The sequence below is a fragment of the Streptomyces griseoloalbus genome, assembly GCA_014650015.1.
GTDB lineage: Bacteria > Actinomycetota > Actinomycetes > Streptomycetales > Streptomycetaceae > Streptomyces > Streptomyces griseoloalbus.
Map to the genome: position 1 here is coordinate 87,456 of BMUD01000005.1, position 21,282 is coordinate 108,737.

General features: G+C 71.0%; 16 protein-coding genes and 1 pseudogene. 5 read left to right on the forward strand and 12 right to left on the reverse strand.

Going from position 1 to position 21,282, the window contains the following annotated elements; genetic code table 11:
* Positions 1–26 precede the first annotated feature (26 nt).
* Entirely contained in the window at positions 27–725 is a 699-nt protein-coding gene (locus tag IE178_RS09390) for an aggregation-promoting factor C-terminal-like domain-containing protein (RefSeq protein ID WP_438874363.1), read from the forward strand.
* Between the two features lie 145 nt (positions 726–870).
* A complete protein-coding gene (locus tag IE178_RS09395) occupies positions 871–2,283 on the forward strand; it encodes an AI-2E family transporter (protein ID WP_193511929.1) in 1,413 nt (470 codons plus the stop codon).
* Between the two features lie 93 nt (positions 2,284–2,376).
* On the opposite strand, the gene IE178_RS09400 is transcribed toward IE178_RS09395, so the two are convergent.
* Both IE178_RS09400 and IE178_RS09405 read right to left on the reverse strand, forming a co-directional pair.
* A complete protein-coding gene (locus tag IE178_RS09400) occupies positions 2,377–2,910 on the reverse strand; it encodes an alkyl hydroperoxide reductase (RefSeq protein ID WP_184761257.1) in 534 nt (177 codons plus the stop codon).
* Positions 2,911–2,916: 6 nt separating this feature from the next.
* Positions 2,917–3,471 carry a peroxiredoxin gene (locus tag IE178_RS09405; protein ID WP_030859927.1) on the reverse strand — a complete coding sequence of 185 codons (555 nt, stop codon included), beginning with the start codon at positions 3,469–3,471 and terminating at the stop codon, positions 2,917–2,919.
* Between the two features lie 133 nt (positions 3,472–3,604).
* Here IE178_RS09405 and IE178_RS09410 point away from each other — a divergent pair, with 133 nt between their 5' ends.
* Entirely contained in the window at positions 3,605–4,549 is a 945-nt protein-coding gene (locus IE178_RS09410) for a LysR substrate-binding domain-containing protein (protein WP_438874364.1), read from the forward strand.
* A 201-nt stretch (positions 4,550–4,750) separates the two neighbouring features.
* On the opposite strand, the gene IE178_RS09415 is transcribed toward IE178_RS09410, so the two are convergent.
* The 5 genes from IE178_RS09415 to IE178_RS09435 form a co-directional block, all read right to left on the reverse strand.
* Positions 4,751–7,087, reverse strand: a complete 2,337-nt coding sequence (locus IE178_RS09415; RefSeq protein WP_193511930.1) for an ABC transporter permease — start codon at positions 7,085–7,087, stop codon at positions 4,751–4,753.
* Entirely contained in the window at positions 7,084–7,776 is a 693-nt protein-coding gene (locus tag IE178_RS09420) for an ABC transporter ATP-binding protein (protein ID WP_193511931.1), read from the reverse strand. The genes IE178_RS09415 and IE178_RS09420 overlap by 4 nt, the downstream gene beginning before the upstream one ends.
* Positions 7,773–8,297: a PadR family transcriptional regulator gene (locus tag IE178_RS09425; protein ID WP_184761261.1), complete on the reverse strand. Its 525-nt coding sequence runs from the start codon at positions 8,295–8,297 to the stop codon at positions 7,773–7,775. The genes IE178_RS09420 and IE178_RS09425 overlap by 4 nt, the downstream gene beginning before the upstream one ends.
* 158 nt (positions 8,298–8,455) lie before the next feature.
* On the reverse strand, positions 8,456–8,710 hold the full coding sequence (locus tag IE178_RS09430) for a type II toxin-antitoxin system antitoxin (protein WP_193511932.1): 255 nt from the start codon (positions 8,708–8,710) through the stop codon (positions 8,456–8,458).
* Positions 8,707–9,669 carry an SPFH domain-containing protein gene (locus IE178_RS09435; protein ID WP_193511933.1) on the reverse strand — a complete coding sequence of 321 codons (963 nt, stop codon included), beginning with the start codon at positions 9,667–9,669 and terminating at the stop codon, positions 8,707–8,709. Before IE178_RS09435 ends, IE178_RS09430 begins: the two co-directional genes overlap by 4 nt.
* A gap of 270 nt (positions 9,670–9,939) precedes the next feature.
* Between IE178_RS09435 and IE178_RS09440 the strand changes: the two genes are divergently transcribed.
* Positions 9,940–12,228 carry a transglycosylase domain-containing protein gene (locus IE178_RS09440; RefSeq protein ID WP_193511934.1) on the forward strand — a complete coding sequence of 763 codons (2,289 nt, stop codon included), beginning with the start codon at positions 9,940–9,942 and terminating at the stop codon, positions 12,226–12,228.
* Between the two features lie 62 nt (positions 12,229–12,290).
* Here IE178_RS09440 and IE178_RS09445 read toward each other — a convergent pair.
* The 5 genes and pseudogenes from IE178_RS09445 to IE178_RS09465 all read right to left on the reverse strand — a co-directional run bounded on the left by IE178_RS09445 (position 12,291) and on the right by IE178_RS09465 (position 20,399).
* Positions 12,291–14,434 (reverse strand): annotated as a pseudogene (locus IE178_RS09445) (SpoIIE family protein phosphatase).
* Between the two features lie 274 nt (positions 14,435–14,708).
* The gene (fomD, locus tag IE178_RS09450; RefSeq protein WP_193511935.1) at positions 14,709–15,401 is read right to left on the reverse strand and encodes a cytidylyl-2-hydroxypropylphosphonate hydrolase; all 693 of its coding nucleotides are present in this window, start codon (positions 15,399–15,401) and stop codon (positions 14,709–14,711) included.
* A gap of 72 nt (positions 15,402–15,473) precedes the next feature.
* Complete coding sequence (locus tag IE178_RS09455) at positions 15,474–16,877, reverse strand: class II fumarate hydratase (RefSeq protein ID WP_184761267.1); 1,404 nt, start codon at positions 16,875–16,877, stop codon at positions 15,474–15,476.
* Positions 16,878–16,989: 112 nt separating this feature from the next.
* Positions 16,990–18,405, reverse strand: a complete 1,416-nt coding sequence (locus tag IE178_RS09460) for a M20/M25/M40 family metallo-hydrolase (RefSeq protein WP_193511936.1) — start codon at positions 18,403–18,405, stop codon at positions 16,990–16,992.
* Between the two features lie 317 nt (positions 18,406–18,722).
* On the reverse strand, positions 18,723–20,399 hold the full coding sequence (locus IE178_RS09465) for a fumarate hydratase (protein WP_318279935.1): 1,677 nt from the start codon (positions 20,397–20,399) through the stop codon (positions 18,723–18,725).
* Between the two features lie 146 nt (positions 20,400–20,545).
* On the opposite strand from IE178_RS09465, the gene IE178_RS09470 reads away from it, so the two are divergent.
* Positions 20,546–21,241: a DUF1707 SHOCT-like domain-containing protein gene (locus tag IE178_RS09470; protein ID WP_184761270.1), complete on the forward strand. Its 696-nt coding sequence runs from the start codon at positions 20,546–20,548 to the stop codon at positions 21,239–21,241.
* Positions 21,242–21,282: the final 41 nt, after the last annotated feature.

A 21,282-nucleotide genomic window follows, 5' to 3' on the forward strand; every position in this document is an offset into this window, starting at 1 on the left:
AGCGGGCGATGCTGGAAGGAAACCGTGTGAGCCGGATCTCGGTCCGGGGATTCGCAGTGGCTTCGGCCACGGCGGTCACCGCTGTCGGAAGCGTTGTCGGCGTTGCCTCGGGCAGCACCGCGCAGAACAACGACGCCGAAGCGACGGCAAGCGGCACCACGCTGCTCGCGGACATCCCCGCGGGCCAGCAGGCCCAGGTGCAGACCGCGTCCCTGACGCAGCAGGCCGAAACGATGGCCATCGCCGCGGACGCGACCGCGAAGAAGGACGCGGAGGAGGCCGCCCGCAAGGCCGCCGCCGAGACCGCGATCGCGAAGAAGCAGGAAGCCGCCGAGAAGGCGGAGCAGGAGGCCAAGGAGCGCGCTGCGGCCAAGGCCGCCGCCAGCCGCGACGCGGCCCGTGACGCTTCCGAGATCGCCGTCCAGAGCTCGTACTCGGTCGCCGACGTCCAGGCGATCGCGCGCCAGCTGGTGCCCGCCGACCAGTTCCAGTGCTTCAGCAACATCGTGGACCACGAGTCCAGCTGGAACTACCGGGCCGACAACCCCACCTCCGACGCCTACGGGCTGGTGCAGGCGCTCCCGGGTTCCAAGATGGCCTCCGCCGGAGCCGACTGGATGACGAATCCGGCCACCCAGATCAAGTGGGGTCTGGGCTACATGAACGACCGCTACGGCAGCCCGTGCGGCGCCTGGAACTTCTGGCAGGCCAACAACTGGTACTAGAAGTACCGGGAGCCCCTCGCCCCCGGCCCCGCTCAACCCCGGCACAGCCCCACACCGTCCTACGGTGCGGGGCTTTCGCCATGTACGGTCTGACCGACGACTCCAGGGGGGAGTGGTGGGGAGATACGGGGGAAGAGGACGGATCATGTCGCGAGTGCCAAGGTGGCTCGGCCGGGTCGGAGCCGGACTGACCGAGGTCAGCAAGCGGTTGGAGGAGCGCCGCGCCGAGGTGGAGGGGGGCCGCCCGCCCGACGCGGAGCCCGAACAGGAGACCGTCCCGCGCCCCGACCAGGCACCACCACCGGTGGAGTACGCCGCCGTCGTCCCGGCCCGCCCCGACCCCGCGCAGGCCGTGCCCTGGGGAGTACGGGTCGCGGCCGAGGCCGGCTGGCGGCTGCTGGTGCTGGCCGGCACGCTCTGGGTGCTCATGCGGGTCATCAGCGCCGTACAGCTGGTCGTGCTGGCGTTCGTGGCCGCGCTGCTGATCACGGCGCTGCTCCAGCCGACGGTGGCCCGGATGACGCGGATCGGCGTGCCGCGCGGGCCGGCCACCGCGCTCACGGCGTTGTTCGGGTTCGTCGTGATCGGCCTCATCGGCTGGTTCGTGACCTGGCAGGTCATGGAGAACATCGACCACCTCTCCGACCAGATCCAGGACGGCATCGACGAGCTGCGCAACTGGCTGCTCAACAGCCCGTTCCACGTCACCGACAAGCAGATCAACGAGATCGCCAAGAACCTGCGGGAGGCGGTCGGTGCCAACACCGAGCAGATCACCTCGGCGGGCCTGGAGGGCGTGACCGTCGTCGTCGAGGCGCTCACCGGCATCCTGCTGGCGGTCTTCTCGACGCTGTTCCTGCTCTACGACGGCAAGCGGATCTGGGAGTGGTCGCTCAAGCTCGTCCCGGCCGCCGCCCGTCCGGGAGTCGCCGGTGCGGGCCCGGTCGCGTGGCGCACGCTCACCGCGTATGTGCGCGGCACGGTGATAGTGGCGCTGATCGACGCGATCTTCATCGGCCTCGGCATCTACTTCCTCGATGTGCCGATGGCGGTGCCGCTCGCCGTCTTCATCTTCCTGTTCTCGTTCATCCCGCTCGTGGGCGCGGTGGTGTCGGGTGCGCTGGCGGTGGTCGTAGCGCTCGTCACCCAGGGGGTGTTCACGGGCGTCATGACGCTGGTGGTGGTGCTGGCGGTGCAGCAGATCGAGGGGCACATCCTCCAGCCGTTCATCCTGGGCCGGGCGGTCCGGGTCCATCCGCTCGCGGTGGTGCTGGCGGTCGCCTCGGGCGGCATGGTGGCCGGCATCGGCGGCGCCGTGGTCGCCGTACCGCTGGTCGCGGTCACCAACACCGTCGTCGGCTATCTGCGCGCGTTCTCCCTCGAGGCGGCCGTACGCCAGTACCCCAAGCCCCGGGGCGCCACGGCGATATCGGCACCGGACACCCCGGCACCGGACACCCCGGCACCGGACGCCCCGGCACCGACGGCGCCCGGATCGAAGCCCGGTCCGCAGCCGCCGACGGAGGAGGAGCGGCCGGGCGACACGCGCGAGCCGTAGGGACGCACCCGACGGCTGTGCCCCGTCCGTACGGCAGCGGGCCCGCCCACCGGTCTCGGTGGACGGGCCCGCTGTCATGCGACGGGGCGCGGGTCACTCGGCGAGCGCCGCCTCCGCGTCCAGCGTGGCGGCGACCGCCTGGATCACCGCGGCGATCTTGAACGCCTCCTGGACGACCTCGCGCTCCACACCGGCCTTGCGCAGCACCTGCTCGTGCGAGTCGAGGCACATGCCGCAGCCGTTGATCGCGGAGACCGCGAAGGACCAGAACTCGAAGTCGACCTTGTCGACACCCGGGTTGCCGATGACGTTCATCCGCAGACCGGCGCGCAGGGTGCCGTACTCGTGGTCCGACAGCAGGTGGCGGGTGCGGTAGAAGACGTTGTTCATCGCCATCACCGCGGCGGCGGCCTTGGCGGCCGTGTACGCCTCCGGCGACAGGTTCGCCTTCGCCTCCGGCTCCAGCTCGCGCAGCACGATGGCCGAGCGCGAGGCGATCGCCGTCGACAGCACCGTGCCCCACAGCTGCTGGGCCGGGAGGTCGGAGTTGCCGATGACCGAGCCCAGGTTGAGCTTGAGGTCCTTGGCGTAGTCCGGTATGCGGGACTTCAGGGAGTCGAGCGACATGTCAGGTCACTCCCCGGCCAGCAGCGCGACCGGGTCCAGGGTCTCGTCGCCCTTGCTCCAGTTGCACGGGCAGAGCTCGTCGGTCTGCAGGGCGTCCAGGACCCGCAGGACCTCCTTGGGGTTACGGCCGACGGAGCCGGCGGTCACCATGGAGAACTGGATCTCGTTGTTCTGGTCGACGATGAAGACGGCGCGCTTGGCGAAGCCGTCCTCGCCCTCGATGCCCAGGTCGCGCATCAGCTCGTGCTTGGAGTCGGCCATCATCGGGAAGGGCAGGTCACGCAGGTCGTCGTGGTCCTTGCGCCAGGCGTGGTGGACGAACTCCGAGTCGCCGGAGAAACCGAGGACCTGGGCGTCGCGGTCGGCGAACTCGTCGTTCAGCTTGCCGAACGCCGCGATCTCGGTCGGGCACACGAAGGTGAAGTCCTTGGGCCACGCGAACACGATCTTCCACTTGCCCTCGTAGGTCTTGTGGTCGATCGTCTCGAACTCCTTGCCCTTCTCCAGCGAGACGCAGGCGGTCAGTTCGAACTCGGGGAACTTGTCACCGACAGTGAGCACAGGCTCTCCTTGCAGCGAAGAAACACCCGGATTACAGGCGTTTCCCATGGGTTGGACTCGGATGATGTTGGCACAGGGTGCATTGATTAGTGAAATAGCTACACTCGGTCATGTTGATCGGAGGTAGCTATCAGTGACTGTGGGTAATAGGCGCAGGCAACCGAGTCTCGCGCAGCTCCGGGCGTTCGCCGCGGTGGCCGAGCATCTGCACTTCCGGGACGCCGCGGCGGCGATAGGGATGAGCCAGCCGGCCCTGTCGGGAGCCGTGTCGGCGCTGGAGGAGACACTGGGCGTCACCCTCCTGGAGCGTACGACGCGCAAGGTGCTGCTCTCGCCGGCCGGGGAACAGCTCGCCGTCCGCGCCAAGGCCGTGCTGGCGGAGGTCGGGGCGCTGATGGAGGAGGCGGACGCGCTGCGGGCGCCGTTCACCGGGGCGCTGCGGCTCGGCGTGATCCCGACGGTGGCGCCGTATCTGCTGCCCACCGTGCTGCGGCTGGTCCACGACCGCTATCCGCACCTCGACCTCCAGGTGCACGAGGAGCAGACCGCCAACCTGCTGGACGGGCTGGCCGGCGGCCGGCTCGACCTGCTGCTGCTCGCCGTGCCGCTCGCCGTGCCCGGCGTGACCGAACTCCCCCTCTTCGACGAGGACTTCGTGCTGGTCACGCCGCTGGATCACCCGCTCGGCGGCCGGGAGGGCATTCCCCGCGAGGCGCTGCGCGAGCTGAACCTGCTCCTCCTGGACGAGGGGCACTGTCTGCGCGACCAGGCCCTGGACATCTGCCGCGAGGCCGGCCGTGCGGGCGTCCCGGCCACGACCACGGCGGCGGGGCTGTCCACGCTGGTGCAACTGGTGGCGGGGGGCCTCGGGGTGACGCTGCTGCCGCGCACCGCCGTCGACGTCGAGACCACCCGCTCCAGCCGCCTGCTCACCGGTGTCTTCGCCGACCCGGCCCCCACCCGCCGCATCGCCCTCGCCATGCGTACGGGCGCGGCCCGCGCATCGGAGTACGGCCAACTGGCAGCGGCCCTGCGCGAGGCGTTGCGCGACCTGCCGGTACGGACAGTGGGCCACTGACTCGCCCGCACGAACCCCGGGCCCGGCCCTCGTACGCCCGCGATCCGCCCCCGCGCGCTCGCTCCGGCCGGCGACCGCGCCCCGGCGAGGGCGGGGCTCCGGTGCGAACCGCGGTCCCCGGGGCCCGAGGTCCCGGAAACCGCCGCGGGGTGGGCAGGTCCCGCACGGGACCTGCCCACCCCGGGTGTGCGGTCCGGCGGCCTACTCCGTGCGCAGGCCGTCCGGGCGCATCATGCGGAGGAGGGGCGGAAGGCTCAGCAGGGTCACCAGGAGGACCACCGCCGCACCCGCGCCGGTCATCCGGAACACGCTCGTCCAGTGCACGTCGACCGACGTCGAGGTCATCCGGAGCAGCACCGCGCCCAGGGCCATGCCCACCGCCGAGGCGAGCAGCAGGCCCAGGCCGATCGGGATCGCCGTCTGCCACAGCACCGACAGGCTCAGCGTGCGCCGCCGGGTGCCGAAGGCGACCAGGGCCGACAGCAGCTTGCGGCGCTCGCGCAGCTGTTCCAGCTGGGAGACCAGCAGGCTCGCCCCGATCAGCGCCAGTACGGCGGTGGCACCGACGGACAGACCCGTGCGGATGGAGTCGTAGCGCTCCGAGCGCTCGGTGGCGTACCACACCATCGGCTCGGTCATCGGGTCGATCACGGCGGCCGCGTTGCGGATGTACTCGTGGGCGTACGGCACCGAGTCGTCCACCGCCAGGTACAGGTCCCCGCTGATCGCCTTCCCGATGTCCGCGGGCACCGCGCCCGACGTCATCAGGAAGCCACCGCGCTTCGTGCCGGTCGGGTCCTCGACGGAGTCGGCCCGCTTCAGCCCCTCCGGAAGGGTCCAGACGACGTCCTCCCGACTGCTGTCACCGCCGGCCGTCTCCAGGTACAGTTTCCGGCCCGGCTCGCTCAGTGACGGGGTGTCGGTGTCGTACGCGCCGCCCCGGACCGAGAACACGTCACCGTCCTCGCACGAGGGCAGCTTCGCCACCTCGCGCAGGGTCGCGCAGTCGCCGATGGTCAGCTGGACGACGCGCTCCGGCTGCTGCCGCCAGGGCCGGTCGCCCACATAACCCTCGGACAGGGCGTAGACCTCGCGTACGCCCTTGGTCTTCTCGAACTTCGCCGCGGCCGGAGCGAGGTCCGTGCCCTTGGGCACCTGCACCTGCATCTGGGCCCGCGACACGTCGTAGCCCGTGTTCTCGGTGTAGTCGCTCTCGATCCCGGCGAACAGCATCTGCAGCGCGATCGCGCCGGCCACCGCCACCGCGATGCCGTTGACCATGCGGGCCGCCGCTCCGCTGCTCAACTGCAGGCGGCGTACCGCGAGTTGCCAGGAGACGCTGCCCGAGCCGAGCCGGGCGACGACCGTCTCCACGATCCACGGCAGCAGCGCGGTGATCCCGACGAGCAGGCACATGACACCGCCGACGACCAGATACTGGTTGAAGGCGCCGCCGTCCCGGCCCTGGCCGATCATGGGGACCAGCATGCCGACCCCGGCCAGCGGCAGCAGCAGCCGCCACCACAGCCGGCGGCGCGAGGGCCGCGCCGTACGCACCACGCCCAGCGGTTCGATGACCACCCCGCGCAGCGCGAACAGCGTCACCAGCACCGCGGCCGCCGGGACCGCCACCGCGACCAGCAGCGCCAGCAGCGGCGAGGGGTTCAGATAGCTGGGGAAGACGCTGACCTGGAACACCTCGAACGACGCCGCCACCTCACGCCCCGCCAGGAAGAAACCGGTGCCGAACACCAGCCCGAGCAGCGCCCCGGCGAGCGCCTCGCCCGCGGCGATCCGCCGGGTCATGCCGCCGTCGGAGCCGACCAGCCGCAGCGCCGCCAGTCTGCGGTCGCGCCGCTCGCCGCCGAACCGCACGGCCGCGGCGATGAACACGGCGACCGGCATCAGCAGCACCACGAAGACGACCAGGACCAGCAGCACGAGGACCGGATCGGTCTCCTGCTCGCTCGGCTGCGGGGACCCGAAGGCGTCGATGCGCGCCACCGTCGAGTTGTTGATCCGTTCCGCGAGGCCCTTGCCGCCCGTGTAGTAGGCGAGTTCCTGCGAACCGATCAGCCCCTGCTCGCCGATCGTGCCGACGATGTCGTACGGCAGCCGCTCCCGCAGCAGCCCGCCCCCGTCCGAGTCGAGCAGCTCCTGCAGCGCGGGGGAGACCACCATGTCACCCGGCGCCGGGAACTCCCGCAGACCCGGCGGCAGCGGGGCCCCGTCGCCCTCCGGCTCGAGGAACCGGCCGCGGACGCCCTGGCCGTCGAACTCGGTGTCGGTGTCCGCGACGACCAGGGTGTCGTCGGCCTTGGGCATGACCTCCCGGCTGTAGGTGTAGTCGAGGCGTGCCTCCTCCCGCCGGCTCCGCTCGGCCAGCGCGCCCGGCAGGGCGGTGGTGAGCAGCAGCAGCGCCACCCCCAGTCCGACGCCGACGGCGGTGAGCAGGGCACGGACCCATCCCTCGCGTCCGCCGGCGAAGGCGAACCGGGACCCCATGGCGAGATCCCGCGCCCACTGCACCGCCCTCATACGACGCGCTCCATGTCCCGTGACCTGCCGTCGCGTACGACGATCTCGCGGTCGGAGTACGCGGCCACCCGCGCCTCGTGCGTGACGAGGACGACGGCGGCGTTGGCGGACCGGGCGGCGTCGGTGAGCAGTTCCATCACCCGCTCGCCGTTGAGGGAGTCCAGCGCGCCGGTCGGCTCGTCGGCGAACAGCAGGCGCGGGCCGGTGACCAGCGCACGGGCCACGGCGACCCGCTGCCCCTGACCGCCGGACACCTCGCCGGGACGCTTTGCGCGGACGTCGTCGACCTCCAGCCGCTCCATCCAGGTCAGTGCCGCCCGCTCGGCCTCCTTGCGGGGCGTGCCGTTCAGCCGCAGCGGCAGGGCGACGTTCTCCACGCAGGTGAGCTCCGGCACGAGCTGGCCGAACTGGAAGACGAAGCCGAACTCCGAGCGCCTGAGCGCACTGCGCTCGCTGTCGCTCATGGCGGTCAGCTCACGCCCGTTGTACGTGATCGACCCGGAGTCGGGCATGACGATCCCGGCGAGGCAGTGCAGCAGCGTCGACTTGCCCGAGCCGGAGGGGCCCATCACCGCGACGACCTCGCCGGGGTGGATGGAGAAGGCGGCACCGTCGAGCGCGGTGGTCGGGCCGTAGACCTTGCGCAGGTCCCGGGCCGCGAGGAGGGAACCGGGGGGAGCGGAGTTCATCGGGCCACCGCCTCACGGAGCTTGTCGAGACGCGCCGCGGTCAGCTCCAGCCAGCGCAGGTCGGCCTCGAGGTGGAACAGGGCGTGGTCGCAGATGAGCTGGTCGGCGAGGTCGCCCTTGCGCTTGCGGTCGGTGAGGATCCGCATGCCGCGCAGATGCTCCGAGCGCTGCGTGTCCAGGATGTCGGCCGCGTCGCGGCTGGTGAGCAGGGCGAGGACGACCTTGGTGTAGAGCGTCGACTGGAGGTACGGCTCCGGCTTCTCCGGTGTGGCGAGCCAGCGCTCGACATCGGTGATGCCGGCCTCGGTGATCGCGTACCGCTTGCGCTCGGGGCCGCCGGCGGCCTCGATGCCGTCGACTTCGACGAGCCCGTTCTTCAGCAGGCGGGACATCGTCGAGTAGACCTGGCCGTAGTGCAGCGGCCGGTCGTGACCGAACTTCTCGTCGAAGGCCCGCTTCAGGTCGTAACCATGGCGCGGGCCGGATTCCAGGAGTCCCAGAAGGGTGTGACCGATGGACATGCCGAGCACTCTACACACGGTGTATACGCGCTATGTATACGCACGGTGTGCAGAGCGGTGCGGGGTGAGGAAGAGCCCAGGTGGGAGCCGATTGTCACGGTTCTGCCACTGAACGCCGGGCGAGGGCCGGCCCGTCCGGCGCTCGAGGACGAGGCCGTTCAGGCCGGCGGGGGTCCGGGGGCGGATCCCCCGGGAGGCCGGCCCCGGCGGGGCAGCGGCCCGGCCTCACCCGGCAGCCTCCCCGCCTCCAGAAGCGCGCGCCGCAGCAGGAACTCGATCTGCGCGTTGGCCGAGCGCAGCTCGTCGTTGGCCCAGCGCGCCAGTGCCTCGTACACCGCCGGGTCCAGCCGCAGCAGCACCTGCTTGCGCTGCGGCCGGCCCTTGGGGGCTGCCCCCTCGGAAGGAGTCGTCACTGGTAGAGCGTCCCCGTGTTGAGGACCGGCTGTGCGGAGCGGTCCCCGCACAGCACGACCATCAGGTTGGACACCATCGCCGCCTTGCGCTCCGGATCCAGGTCCACGATGTCCTGCTCGGCGATCCGGGTCAGCGCCGACTCGACCATGCCCACGGCGCCCTCCACGATCTGCTGCCGCGCCGCCACGACCGCGCCGGCCTGCTGCCGCTGGAGCATCGCCGAGGCGATCTCGGGGGCGTACGCGAGGTGCGTGAAGCGGGACTCGATGATCTGCACACCGGCCGCCTCCACGCGCGCGTGCAGTTCCACGGCGAGCTTCTCGGTGATCTCCTCGGCGTTGCCGCGCAGCGAGAGGCCGTCCTCGTCGTGGGCGTCGTAGGGGTACTCGATGGCGATGTGCCGCACGGCCGCCTCGGTCTGGGTGGAGACGAACTCGATGTAGTCGTCCACCTCGAAGGTGGCCTGCGCGGTGTCCTCCACCCGCCACACCACGACGGCGGCGAGTTCGATCGGGTTGCCGTAGGCGTCGTTCACCTTCAGGACGGCGGTCTCGTGGTTGCGTACGCGCGTCGAGATCTTGGTGCGCGCGGTCAAGGGGTTGACCCAGCGCAGCCCGTCCTGCCGGATCGTGCCCCGGTAGCGGCCGAAGAGCTGCACCACCCGCGCCTCGCCCGGCGCCACCATGTTCAGCCCGCACATCGCGAGGAACGCCGCGAGTGCGACCAGGATGCCGCCGATGATCAGTACGGCCTTCGCGCCGGCCCCGCTGACCGCCGTGGCGGTGACGATCAGCGTCGCGCCGATGAACAGCCCGACCAGGCCGAGCAGCAGCGCGAGCCCGCCGCCGATGCTGTGCGCCGTGAACTCCCGCACGCGCGGGGCCGGCATCTCGGGCACGTCGGCCGTGGCCTGCGCGGCCTGTACGGCCTGCGGGTCATGTGCGTCATGTGTGGACATGGGTGGTCCCCCGTTTCTCCGTGCGCCTGCCATGCCGGTCTGCGCGGCTAGCGCTTGTCTATCTAAGTGATATCACATTACTCGGTCGCGGCAACCTCACACCCCTCTCGTACGTCGGTTCCGTTGGGGCGGGTGCTGATTGTCACGCCCGTAAAGGCCGGATCGTCAGCCCTTTGTCATAGCTCTCGGTGTTAGCTTTCTGAGCTGACCTGAGCGACGAACTGGTGTGGCTGCCGAGCACACACGAACGAAGCGGAGCGGAACGGACGCATGGGACGAGCGGAAGAAAGACGCGCACGACAGCGCGGTGGGCGCCGTGCGGCACCCGAGGGCCGCCGCTCGTCGGGTGCGGCGGGCCGCACCGGCATACGCCGCCTCTTCACCTGGAAGAAGATCCTCGGCACCTTCTTCGGCCTCTGCCTGCTCGGCATGGGCGCCTTCATCGTGCTGTACATGATGATCGGCATCCCCGAGGGGAACGCCGACGCCGAGCTGCAGAGCAACGTGTACAAGTACAGTGACGGCAGCATCATGGCCCGCGACGGCGAGCGCAACCGCGAGATCGTCGAGCTGGCCAGGGTCCCCAAGGACGTCCAGCGCACCTTCGTCGCCGCCGAGAACAAGACCTTCTACAAGGACTCCGGCGTCGACCTCCGGGGCACCGCGCGCGGTGTGCTCAACACGCTGTCCGGCAAGGGCGCGCAGGGCGGTTCGACGATCACCCAGCAGTACGTCAAGAACTACTACCTGAGCCAGGAACAGACGGTCTCGCGCAAGCTGAAGGAACTGGTCATCTCCCTGAAGCTGGACCGGGAGAAGTCCAAGGACTACATCCTCGCCGGGTACATCAACACCAGCTACTACGGTCGCGGCGCCTACGGAATCCAGGCCGCCGCCCAGGCCTACTACCGCGTCGACGCCGAGGACCTGACGGTCGGGCAGGGCGCGTACCTCGCCGCGCTGCTCCAGGCGCCCAACCAGTACGACTGGGCGATCGCCAGCGACACCGGCAAGCGGCTGGTCCAGGAGCGCTGGAACTACGTCCTGGACAACATGGTCGAGCAGAAGTGGCTGGACCGGGCCGACCGCCAGGCCATGGAGTTCCCGACCCCCGAGGAGCCCAGGCCCGCTCCCGGCATGGAGGGCCAGACCGGGTACCTGGTCGAGGCGGCCAACACCGCGCTCAAGCAGCAGCTCGTCGCCCAGGGCATCGCCGAGGACCTGGAGCAGGCCAAGGCCCTGGTCGACCTCGGCGGCTACACCATCACGCTGAACGTCGACAAGAAGAAGCAGGCCGCGCTGGAGAAGGCGGTCAAGACCCGGCTCACCAGCAAGCTGGACCCCGGCAAGCGCGCGGTCGACGCCGACGTCCAGGCCGGCGCCGTCTCCGTGGACCCGAAGACGGGAGCGGTCGTGGCGATGTACGGCGGCGTGGACTACGTGAAGCACTACACCAACAACGCCACCCGCGACGACTACCAGCCCGCCTCCACCTTCAAGCCGGTGATCCTCGCCGCGGCCGTCGACCAGGACGCCGAGACCCAGGACGGCGTGCCGATCACGGCCGACACGATCTACGACGGCACGAGCAAGCGCCCCGTGATGGACGGCACCCGCAAGGTCGGCTTCGCGCCCCCCAACGAGGACGACGTCGACTACGGCGACATCACCGTTCAGGAGGCGATGAACAAGTCCGTCAACTCGGTCTTCGCGCAGATGGGCATCGACGTCGGCATGCCCGAGGTCGTGCGGGTCGCGGGCCGGCTCGGCATGGAGACCGAGGGCATGGAGGCCGTGCCCGCGCAGACCCTGGGCAGTATGGGCGCGAGCCCGCTGGAGATGGCCGGCGTCTACGCCACCCTCGACAACCACGGCAAGAAGGTCACCCCGGCCGTCGTGAAGTCGGTCGAGCACAAGGACCGCAGGGTCGAGTTCCCCGACCCGATCGGCGAGCAGGTCATCAGCCGCGAGGCAGCCGACACGGTGACCTCCGTGCTCACCGGCGTGGTCGACGACGGTACGGCCAGGACGTCGGTGCGGGAGAACCCCCTGCGCGACGGCCAGCAGGTCGCCGGCAAGACGGGTACCTCCGACAACAACAAGTCGGCCTGGTTCACCGGCTTCACACCCGACCTGGTCACCTCCGTCGGTCTGTTCGGCGAGGACGAGAAGAACCACAGCCAGGTCCCGATGTACCGGGCGGGCGGCGTCGACTACCGCGTCAACGGCGGCGGCTTCCCCGCGGAGATCTGGGCGGCGTACACCTTCGGCGTCATGGACGAGGTCACCGAGTTCGACCTGGACACCAAGCAGGGCGCCGCGGTGAGGCCCAGCACCTCGCCGCCGGACACCCAGTCGCCGTCGCAGACGCCGAGCCAGGAGCCGACGACCCAGGAGCCGACCACCGAGGCGCCGTCCGAGACCCCGTCCCAGACGCCGACGTCGGAGCCGCCGAGCCAGACGCCGACGTCGGAGCCGCCGACGAACACGCCCTCGGCGCCGCCCACGTTCGGCATCCCGGAGGGGCCGGGCGACCCGGAGGACGACGAGGAGCAGTAGACGACAGACGCGAGGGGCGCCCGGTGACCCACCGGGCGCCCCTCGCGTCGTCGTACGGCCGCTCAGCCGTGGTTCAGCTCGAACCACACCACCTTGCCCGTGCTGAGCCGGGTGGCGCCCCACCGCCGGGCCAGCCGGTTCACCAGATACAGTCCGCGCCCGCCCTCGTCCGTGGCGCGCGCCTGCCGCAGCCGCGGCAGCTGCGGCACGTCGTCGCCGACCTCGCAGCGCAGCACATCGGTGCGCAGCAGCCGCAGCGTGACCGGCCGCGTCGCGTACCGCACGGCATTGGTCACCACCTCGCTGACCAGCAGCTCCACCGAGTCGCTGAGGTCCTCCATGTCCCAGCGGGACAGCGCCCGCCGGGCCAGCCGGCGGGCCCGGCCGGGCGCGGCGTCCTCCGGCTCCAGGAACCAGTACGCCACATCGCTCGGCGCGATCCCGTCGAAGCGGGCGGCGAGCAGCGCGATGTCGTCGTCCCGGTCACCCGGGCCGAGCATGTCCAGCACCTCGTCGCACAGCGCCTCAAGGGGCGGCGGATGGTCCGGCCCGGTCAGCTGCGCGGTCGCGGCGAGCTTCTCCCGCAGCTGCTCGATGCCGGTCCACACGTCGCGCAGCCGGGACTCCACCAGGCCGTCGGTGTACAGCAGCAGGGTCCCCCCGGCGGGCGCGTCCAGCTCCACGGCCTCGAAGTCCACCCCGCCCACGCCGATCGGCGCGCCCGCGGGCACCCGCAGCACCTCGGCCCGCCCGCCCAGATGCAGCAGGATGGGCGGCGGATGACCGGCGTTGGCGATGGTGATGCGATGCGATACCGGGTCGTACACCGCGTACAGGCAGGTCGCCATGCGGTCCACGCCGAGCCGCTGCGCCTGCTCGTCGAGATGGTGCAGCACCTCCTGCGGGGCAGGTCGAGCCCGGCCAGGGTCTGCGCGGTGGTGCGCAGCTGACCCATGATCGCCGCGGAGGTCATGGAGTGCCCCATGACGTCACCGACGACCAGCGCGACCCGGCTTCCGGGCAGCGGAATCGCGTCGTACCAGTCACCGCCCACCCGCGCGGTCTCCGCGGCCGGCAGATACCGCGTGGCCAGCCGTACGCCGGTGCAGCGCGGCAGGTTCTCCGGCAGCATGGTGCGCTGCAACTCGTCCGCGATGTACGCCTCCCGCCCGTACAGCACCGCCTTGTCGATGCCGAGGGCGCTGTGCGTGGCGAGCTGCGCGGCGACCAGCAGATCGTCGGCCTCGAACGGGTCGCGTTCGGGGCGGCGCAGGAACAGGGCGGCGCCGATCACCCGGCGCCGGCCGCGCAGCGGCGCCAGGATCGCCCGCTGCCCCTCGGGAACGACCGACGCGCCCTGCTCACCCAGGAGTTCGGGCAGCGCGGCGCGGGCGGCCGGCGCGTCCGTGAACACCGGCCGTACGCCGCGCAGCACCTCGGCGAGCGCACTGCCGGGCCGTACCGTGCACAGCTCCGCGCCGACCGAGTCCAGCTCGGACGGCTCCGGCGGGGCGACCGGGGTGAACCCGCCCTCGGTGTCCCGTTCGGCGGGGATCCGGTCGGTGCGGCGCAGCCGCAGCATCAGCGGGCCGGTGGGCCGCTCGTCGCCGACCGGCAGCGGATCGCGCAGATAGACCAGGATCGCGTCGGAGAAGGTGGGCACGGTGGCCCGGCACAGCCCCATCACGATCTCGTCCAGGTCGATACCGCGGGCGATCCGCCGGGTCGCGGCACCGACGAACCGCAGCCGGTCCCCGTCCCGCCGCATCGGCGTCGGCCGCCCGGGCGGGGTGACCTGCCCGGTACGGCGCTCCTGCCCGTCGGTGCCCGGCGCCGCACGGCCGGATCCCGCGGCCGGCTGCACCGGGATGCCCTCGGGCGCGGGCCGCGGCCGGTGCGCGTCCGGCTCGGCGTCCTGCCCGGCGCCCGGCTGGGAGTGCTCGGAGCCGGGCCCCGCCGGGTCCTGGTCCGTACCGCCGGGTGTCACCGTCCCCGGCGAGCCGGCCCCGGGCGACCCCGGGGACGCGGCCCCCGGCGCGGCGGGATCACCGCCGGAGCGGCTCTGTACGGGTAAGGCGGCTCCCGTGTCCGGCACGCCGGCCGGTGACGGGGTACGCAAGAGCGCCCCGCGGGGATCCGCGGGGTCCACGCCCGGCTGGGGGCGCTCGAAGGAGGTCGGCTGCTCCGTCACGCGTGTCGAGTCCATCCGTCCGGCGCACGCTGTGCGCGCGGTTCGTCCCGCCGAAACTCCGATACCCGGAATACCTGCCCCCGGAACGGATTTCCCGCGTGGTCAGAGGTTGTTCCTGTGCCGCCGGCCGACCGTTCCTGGCCGGCACCGGTGTTTCCGTACCCCTCGCTCACGTCCTGCCGCCCCTCGGTGACGATCGGTCAAGCCCGGCGCGCGCTCCGCTGTTGAGTGCCCCGCGCCCTTGCGGAGGACGATCCTACGTTTCCCGCCCGGGGGCGCAGCAAGGGTCTCACGAGGACACATGCGCCGGAGTGCGGTCCCAGTCCTGTGGCAGTGACGGTACCGTCCACGACGGATCCGGGCGCCAGTCCTCCCAGCCGTCCGAGAACGGCGGCCCCCAGGAGCCGATCACCTCCACCGCCGCCCGCCCGGCCTCGCGCACCCTCCCGGCCAGCGCGGAGTCCACCAGCCCGTCCCGCTGGGCCTGCGCGAACTCGTCCTCGTCGCGCCAGTGCCAGCCGCGGTCCGGGTGCACGGAGATGTCCAGGAAGTGATCCTCGGAATCCACCCCGCCCGCCCAACGGGCCAGCGGCTCCTCCAGGTTCACGTACCAGTTCTTGAACTGCCAGTCCGGATCCCAGAACAGCCACACCGACCAGGGCTCACCGGGCCGCGCCAGCTTCAGCACACCGGTGCCGAACCAGCGGTCCCGCTGCACCGTGCGCGGCTTGGTGTACCTGCTGCCCAGCGGCTCCTCGTGCACGGGCGTACCGTCGGCGAGCACCGGCTTCACACACTCGGTGCCGGGCGCCATCCACACGGCGAGCAGCTCCGGGTCGTCGCGCACGACCGTGACGGGGCGCGCGATGTGAATGCGCGCGCCGCCGTTCTCCCGGTACCGCCACAGGATCTGTGTCCCGGGCGCCCAGAATCCCGCCGTACCGCCCGCTTCCCCGCGCCTCATCGCTCCGCCCTCTGCCATGCGCAGATATTAGGTGCCCCGGGCATACGACGCTGCGGCGTCCGTCACGGTTCACGCCCGGCGCGCGAGGCTTTACGGGCGCGTCATCCGCAGGACATCGAGCGCCTCGTCGAGCTGCTCGACGGTGAGGTCGCCGCGCTCGACGTAACCGCCCTCCAGGACCACCTGACGGATGGTCTTCCGCTCGGCCAGCGACTTCTTGGCGACCTTGGCGGCCTCCTCGTAGCCGATGTACTTGTTGAGCGGGGTGACCACGGACGGCGAGGACTCCGCGTACTCCCGGGCCCGTTCGCGGTGGGCGACGATGCCGTCGACCGTGCGGTCGGCGAGCAGCCGGGAGACGTTGGCGAGCAGCCGCACCGATTCCAGCACGTTCTTCGCGATGACCGGCAGCATCACGTTGAGCTCGAAGTTGCCCGAGGCGCCGGCGGTGGCGACGGTCGCGTCGTTGCCGGTCACCTGCGCGCACACCATGAGCACGGCCTCCGGGACGACCGGGTTGACCTTGCCGGGCATGATCGAGGAGCCGGGCTGGAGGTCGGGCAGGCTGATCTCCGCGAGGCCCGTGCGCGGTCCGGAGGACATCCACCGCAGATCGTTGGCGATCTTCGTCAGTCCGACGGCGATGGTCCGCAGCTGCCCGCTGGTCTCGACGATGCCGTCCCGGGCGCCCTGCGCCTCGAAGTGGTCGCGCGCCTCGGTCAGCGGCAGCCCGGTGGCCCGGGCGACCTCCTCGATGACGGCGGCGGAGAATCCCGGCGGGGTGTTGATGCCGGTGCCGACGGCGGTCCCGCCCAGCGGCAGCTCGGCCAGGCGCGGCAGGGAGGCGTTCAGCCGCTCGACCCCGTACCGCACCTGGGCCGCGTATCCGCCGAACTCCTGGCCCAGCGTCACGGGTGTGGCGTCCATGAGGTGCGTCCGCCCGGACTTCACCACGTCGGCGAACTCCTCGGCCTTGCGCTCCAGCGAGGCCGCCAGGTGGTCCAGGGCCGGGATCAGATCGCGGGTGACGGCCGCGGTGGCGGCGATGTGGAGGGACGACGGGAAGACGTCGTTGGACGACTGCGAGGCGTTGACGTGGTCGTTGGGGTGCACGTCCCGCCCGAGCCGCTCGGTGGCGAGGGTGGCGACGACCTCGTTGGTGTTCATGTTGGACGAGGTCCCGGACCCGGTCTGGAACACGTCGACCGGGAAGTGCTCGTCCCACCGGCCCTCGGCGACCTCGGCGGCCGCCTCCTGGATCGCCTCGGCGATGTCCTTGTCCAGCACACCGAGACGGGCGTTCACCTTGGCCGCGGCCCCCTTGATACGGGCCAGGGCCTCGATGTGGGCCCGTTCGAGGCGCTGACCGGAGACCGGGAAGTTCTCCACGGCGCGCTGGGTCTGTGCGCGCCACTTGGCGTCGGCCGGAACCCTCACCTCGCCCATGGAGTCGTGCTCGACGCGGTAGTGCCGGTCGTCGTCCGTGGTCGTCATCGTGTTACCTCCGAAGATGCACAGCAGCGGCGTCGGACGAGCGTATTCCCGAAACGGCCTCCGCCCCGCCGCACGAGGAGCACGGCGGGGCGGAGAACCCCGTGGGGGGTGGTCAGCCGCTCTGCAGCGACACGTCGTCGACGACGAAGCCGGTCTGCAGCGAGGAGTCCTCGGTGCCGGTGAACGCCAGGGTCACCGTCCGGCCCGCGTACGCCGTCAGGTCGACCGAGCGCTGCACGTAGCCGCTGCCGGCGTCGGCGTTGGACAGCGTGGCGAGCGTGGTGCCGTCGGCCTTCACCGTGAACCTGTCGTACGGCGTCGAGCCGGACTCGTCGGTGTCGATGCGCAGCCAGTAGTTCAGCGTCGCCCGGGTGCACCCGGCCGGCACGGTCACCGTCTGGCTGATCGACTCGGTGCGCGTGGAGCCGTACCCCGCCAGCCAGGCGAACCGGGTCCCGGTGTGGGCGGACTGCCCCGACCGGGCACCGATGCTGCCGGTGTCCCCGGTCCACGGCGCGGTGCCGCTCTCGAACCCGCCGTTGGCGACGGCACCGGCGGTGTCGCAGCCACCGGTCTCGGCCAGGACGGCCCGCTGCCAGATGGTGTACGCGATGCCGTCGGACGCGCGGTCGAGGCCGGTGGTGTTGATGTTGGTGAGGGTGTCGCACGACCGGTGGTAGCAGGGGTCGTAGGCGGAACCGGCCGTACCGCCCCACTTCGAGGCCTGCGCGGACGTCTTGCGGGCGCTGGCGCCCATCGCGTAGCCGGAGGTCGGGATGCCGTACTGCTCGAAGGAGTAGTCGTCGCTGCGCCCGGCACCCTCGGTGTTCTCCTCGGGCCGCAGGCCGAGCGAGTCCCAGTACGCCTTCATCGGCGCGGCGGCCGACGAGGTGATGTGGTTGACGAAGTAGCCGCCGTTGGTGGAGGCGATCATGTCGAAGTTGTAGTACGCCTTGATCTTCGCGCGGTCGGCCGACGACAGCGAACGGACGTAGAAGTCGGACCCGTTGAGGCCCTGCTCCTCGTCGGTCCACCAGGCGAAGCGGACCCGGTTGCGCAGGGTGGGGTTCTGCTGCGCCAGCGTCAGGGCGTTCTCGAGCAGGGCGGCCGAGCCGGAGCCGTTGTCGTTCATGCCGGGTCCCGCCGACACGCCGTCGAGGTGGGCGCCGAACATGTACACGTTGGCGGCGTCGCCCTGCGGCCACTCGGCGATCAGGTTGGGCCCGGCCCCGCTGGTGCAGCCGGAGGTGCAGGGCTGCTCGGTGACGGTGTAACCGGCGGCCTGCAGCCTGCCCTTCACATAGGCGACGGAGTCGCGGTATCCCTGGCCGGTGGACCGGCGGTTGCCGCCGTTCCGCCCGGCGATGGCGCTCAGTTCGTTGAGGTGTCCCTTCACCTTGGTCACGTCGACGTCGGGCGCGGCGGCGGTGACCGCGGCGGGTACGGAGTCGGCGGCCACGGCGGGGAGCGTTCCGCAGCCGAGCACGACAGCGAGCGAGACGCTCGCCACGGCGAATCTTCGTATCACCTTGTCTCCTCCGGGAGAGGGCGGTGGGGTGAGCCACTCATGGCATGCGCATGTTCAAGCGGCGAGAAGACTCACAGCGGCGGGGGAGACAGTCAACGCAACGGGCAGGGCAGCGGCCAGGTTGTCCGAAAGAAGCACAGACATTCCGCTATACGGACACTGTGGCCGGCCCGTCCGGCGTCCGAGGGCAAGGCCCGTTCAGGGCCGGAAGGGTCCTCCGGGGCACAGCTCCCGTCCTCCGGGGCACAGCCCCCGGAGGACGGGACGGAAAAGGGCGGCGGGGAGCGAGAACCGCCCCCGCCGCCCCCGTCGGACGCTTACGCCAGCCCCGGCCCCCGCACCGGAATGCTCGTGAACGTCGGCTGCGGCGCCGGGTCCTGGAAGAAGTCGTTGCCCTTGTCGTCCACGACGATGAACGCGGGGAAGTCCTCGACCTCGATCTTCCAGACCGCCTCCATGCCGAGCTCCTCGTACTCGACGACCTCGACCTTCTTGATGCAGTCCTGCGCCAGCCGCGCCGCCGGCCCGCCGATGGAGCCCAGGTAGAACCCGCCGTGCGCGTCACACGCGTCGGTGACCTGCTTGCTCCGGTTGCCCTTGGCCAGCATCACCCGGGAGCCGCCCGCCGCCTGGAACTGCTCCACGTAGGAGTCCATGCGCCCGGCCGTCGTCGGCCCGAAGGACCCGGACGCGTACCCCTCCGGCGTCTTCGCGGGGCCGGCGTAGTAGACCGGGTGGTCCTTCAGGTACTGCGGCATCTCCTCGCCCGCGTCCAGCCGCTCCTTGATCTTGGCGTGCGCGATGTCACGCGCCACGACCAGCGGACCGGTCAGCGACAGCCGGGTCTTCACCGGGTACTTGGTGAGCTCCGCGAGGATGTCGTCCATCGGCTGGTTGAGGTCGATCCTCACGACGTCACCGGACTCGTCGAGGTGCTCCTCGGTCGTCTCCGGCAGGAACCGCGCCGGGTCCGTCTCCAGCTGCTCCAGGAAGACGCCCTCGGCGGTGATCTTCGCGACGGCCTGGCGGTCGGCGGAGCAGGAGACGGCGATCGCGACCGGGCAGGACGCCCCGTGCCGCGGCAGCCGCACCACCCGCACGTCGTGGCAGAAGTACTTGCCGCCGAACTGCGCGCCGATACCGATCTTCTGCGTCAGCTCGAAGACCTTCTCCTCCAGCTCCTTGTCGCGGAAGCCGTGGCCCAGCTCGGACCCCTCGGACGGGATCTCGTCCAGGTAGTGGGCGGAGGCGTACTTGGCGGTCTTCAGCGCGTACTCGGCCGACGTACCGCCCACGACGATCGCCAGGTGGTACGGCGGACAGGCGGCCGTACCCAGCGAACGGATCTTCTCCTCCAGGAACTTCATCATGGAGGACTCGTTCAGGACCGCCTTCGTCTCCTGGTACAGGAACGACTTGTTGGCGGAGCCGCCGCCCTTGGCCATGAACAGGAACTTGTAGGCGCCGCCGTCGGTCGCGTACAGCTCGATCTGCGCCGGGAGGTTGGAACCGGTGTTCTTCTCCTCCCACATGGTCAGCGGCGCCATCTGCGAGTAGCGCAGGTTCAGGTTCTTGTACGCGTCGTAGATGCCCCGGGACAGGGCCTCCTCGTCACGGCCCCGCGTCAGCACGTTCTGGCCGCGCTTGCCCATGACGATCGCCGTGCCGGTGTCCTGGCACATCGGGAGCACACCGGCCGCCGCGATGTTCGCGTTCTTCAGCAGGTCCAGGGCGACGAACTTGTCGTTCGACGAGGCCTCGGGGTCGTCGATGATGCGGCGCAGCTGGGCGAGGTGGGCGGGGCGCAGATAGTGCTGGATGTCGTGGATGGCCTCCTCGGCGAGCTTGCGCAGCGCCTCCGGCTCCACCTTGAGGAAGGTCCGCCCGTCGGCCTCGAAGGTGGAGACACCTTCGGAGGTCACCAGCCGGTAGGGGGTGGTGTCCTCTCCCATGGGGAGCAGATCGGCGTACTCGAACTCAGGCATCTCGCCCATTCCTCACTCGACAGAAGACCGCCCGCCTCCGTCGGCGGGCGTTCACCAGCCTAGAACCTGCCGTCGGCGGCGAGTCTGTGAGGTTGTCCTCAGTTGTCCGTGCCGGAGGGTAGTCGCGATCTATCGCGTTTGGGTAGGCTGCTGCCGTGGACCTCCAGAAGCACGCCCAGCAGCCGGACACGGCAGCGCGGACGGCCGAACTGCGCGCCTCCGACGCCGACCGGGACCGTATCGCCGACCTCCTGCGCGAGGCCCTCGCCGAGGGCCGCCTGACCGCCGACGAGCACGCCGAGCGCGTCGAGGGCGTGCTGGCCGCCAAGACGGTCGGGGAGCTGGACGTGTTCGTCCGGGACCTGCCGATAGCCCATCAGCGGCGCCCGGCCCACGCCTCCGCGCCCAGCCGCCCCACCGCGGGCGCGATCCCGATGGACCCCGATGACAACGTGGTCGCGGTGTTCAGCGCGGCCTCCCGCAAGGGCCGCTGGCGGACCGGCCGCCGCATCCACGCGTACGCGGTCTTCGGCAGCGTCGACATCGACCTCAGCGAGGCGCTCTTCGACCATCAGCAGGTCGTGATCAAGGCGTTCGCCGTCTTCGGCAGCGTGGACATCCGCGTCCCGGAGAACGTGTCGCTGCGCGGCATGGGCGGCGGCGTGCTCGGCAGTTTCGAGGCGGACACGCTCGACGCGACCGACGCCGAGGCACCGGTGGTCTACGTCGACGGCTGGGCGGTGCTCGGGAGCATCGAGGCGCGGCCCAGGCGCGGCAGGTTCGTGGCGGACATCCTCGACAAGGCGCGGCGCAAGACCGACAGGAGCAGGCGCGGGCATCTGGGCCACTGACCTCGTGACAGCGTCGCGAGCGCGCCCCGTTGGGGACTCAG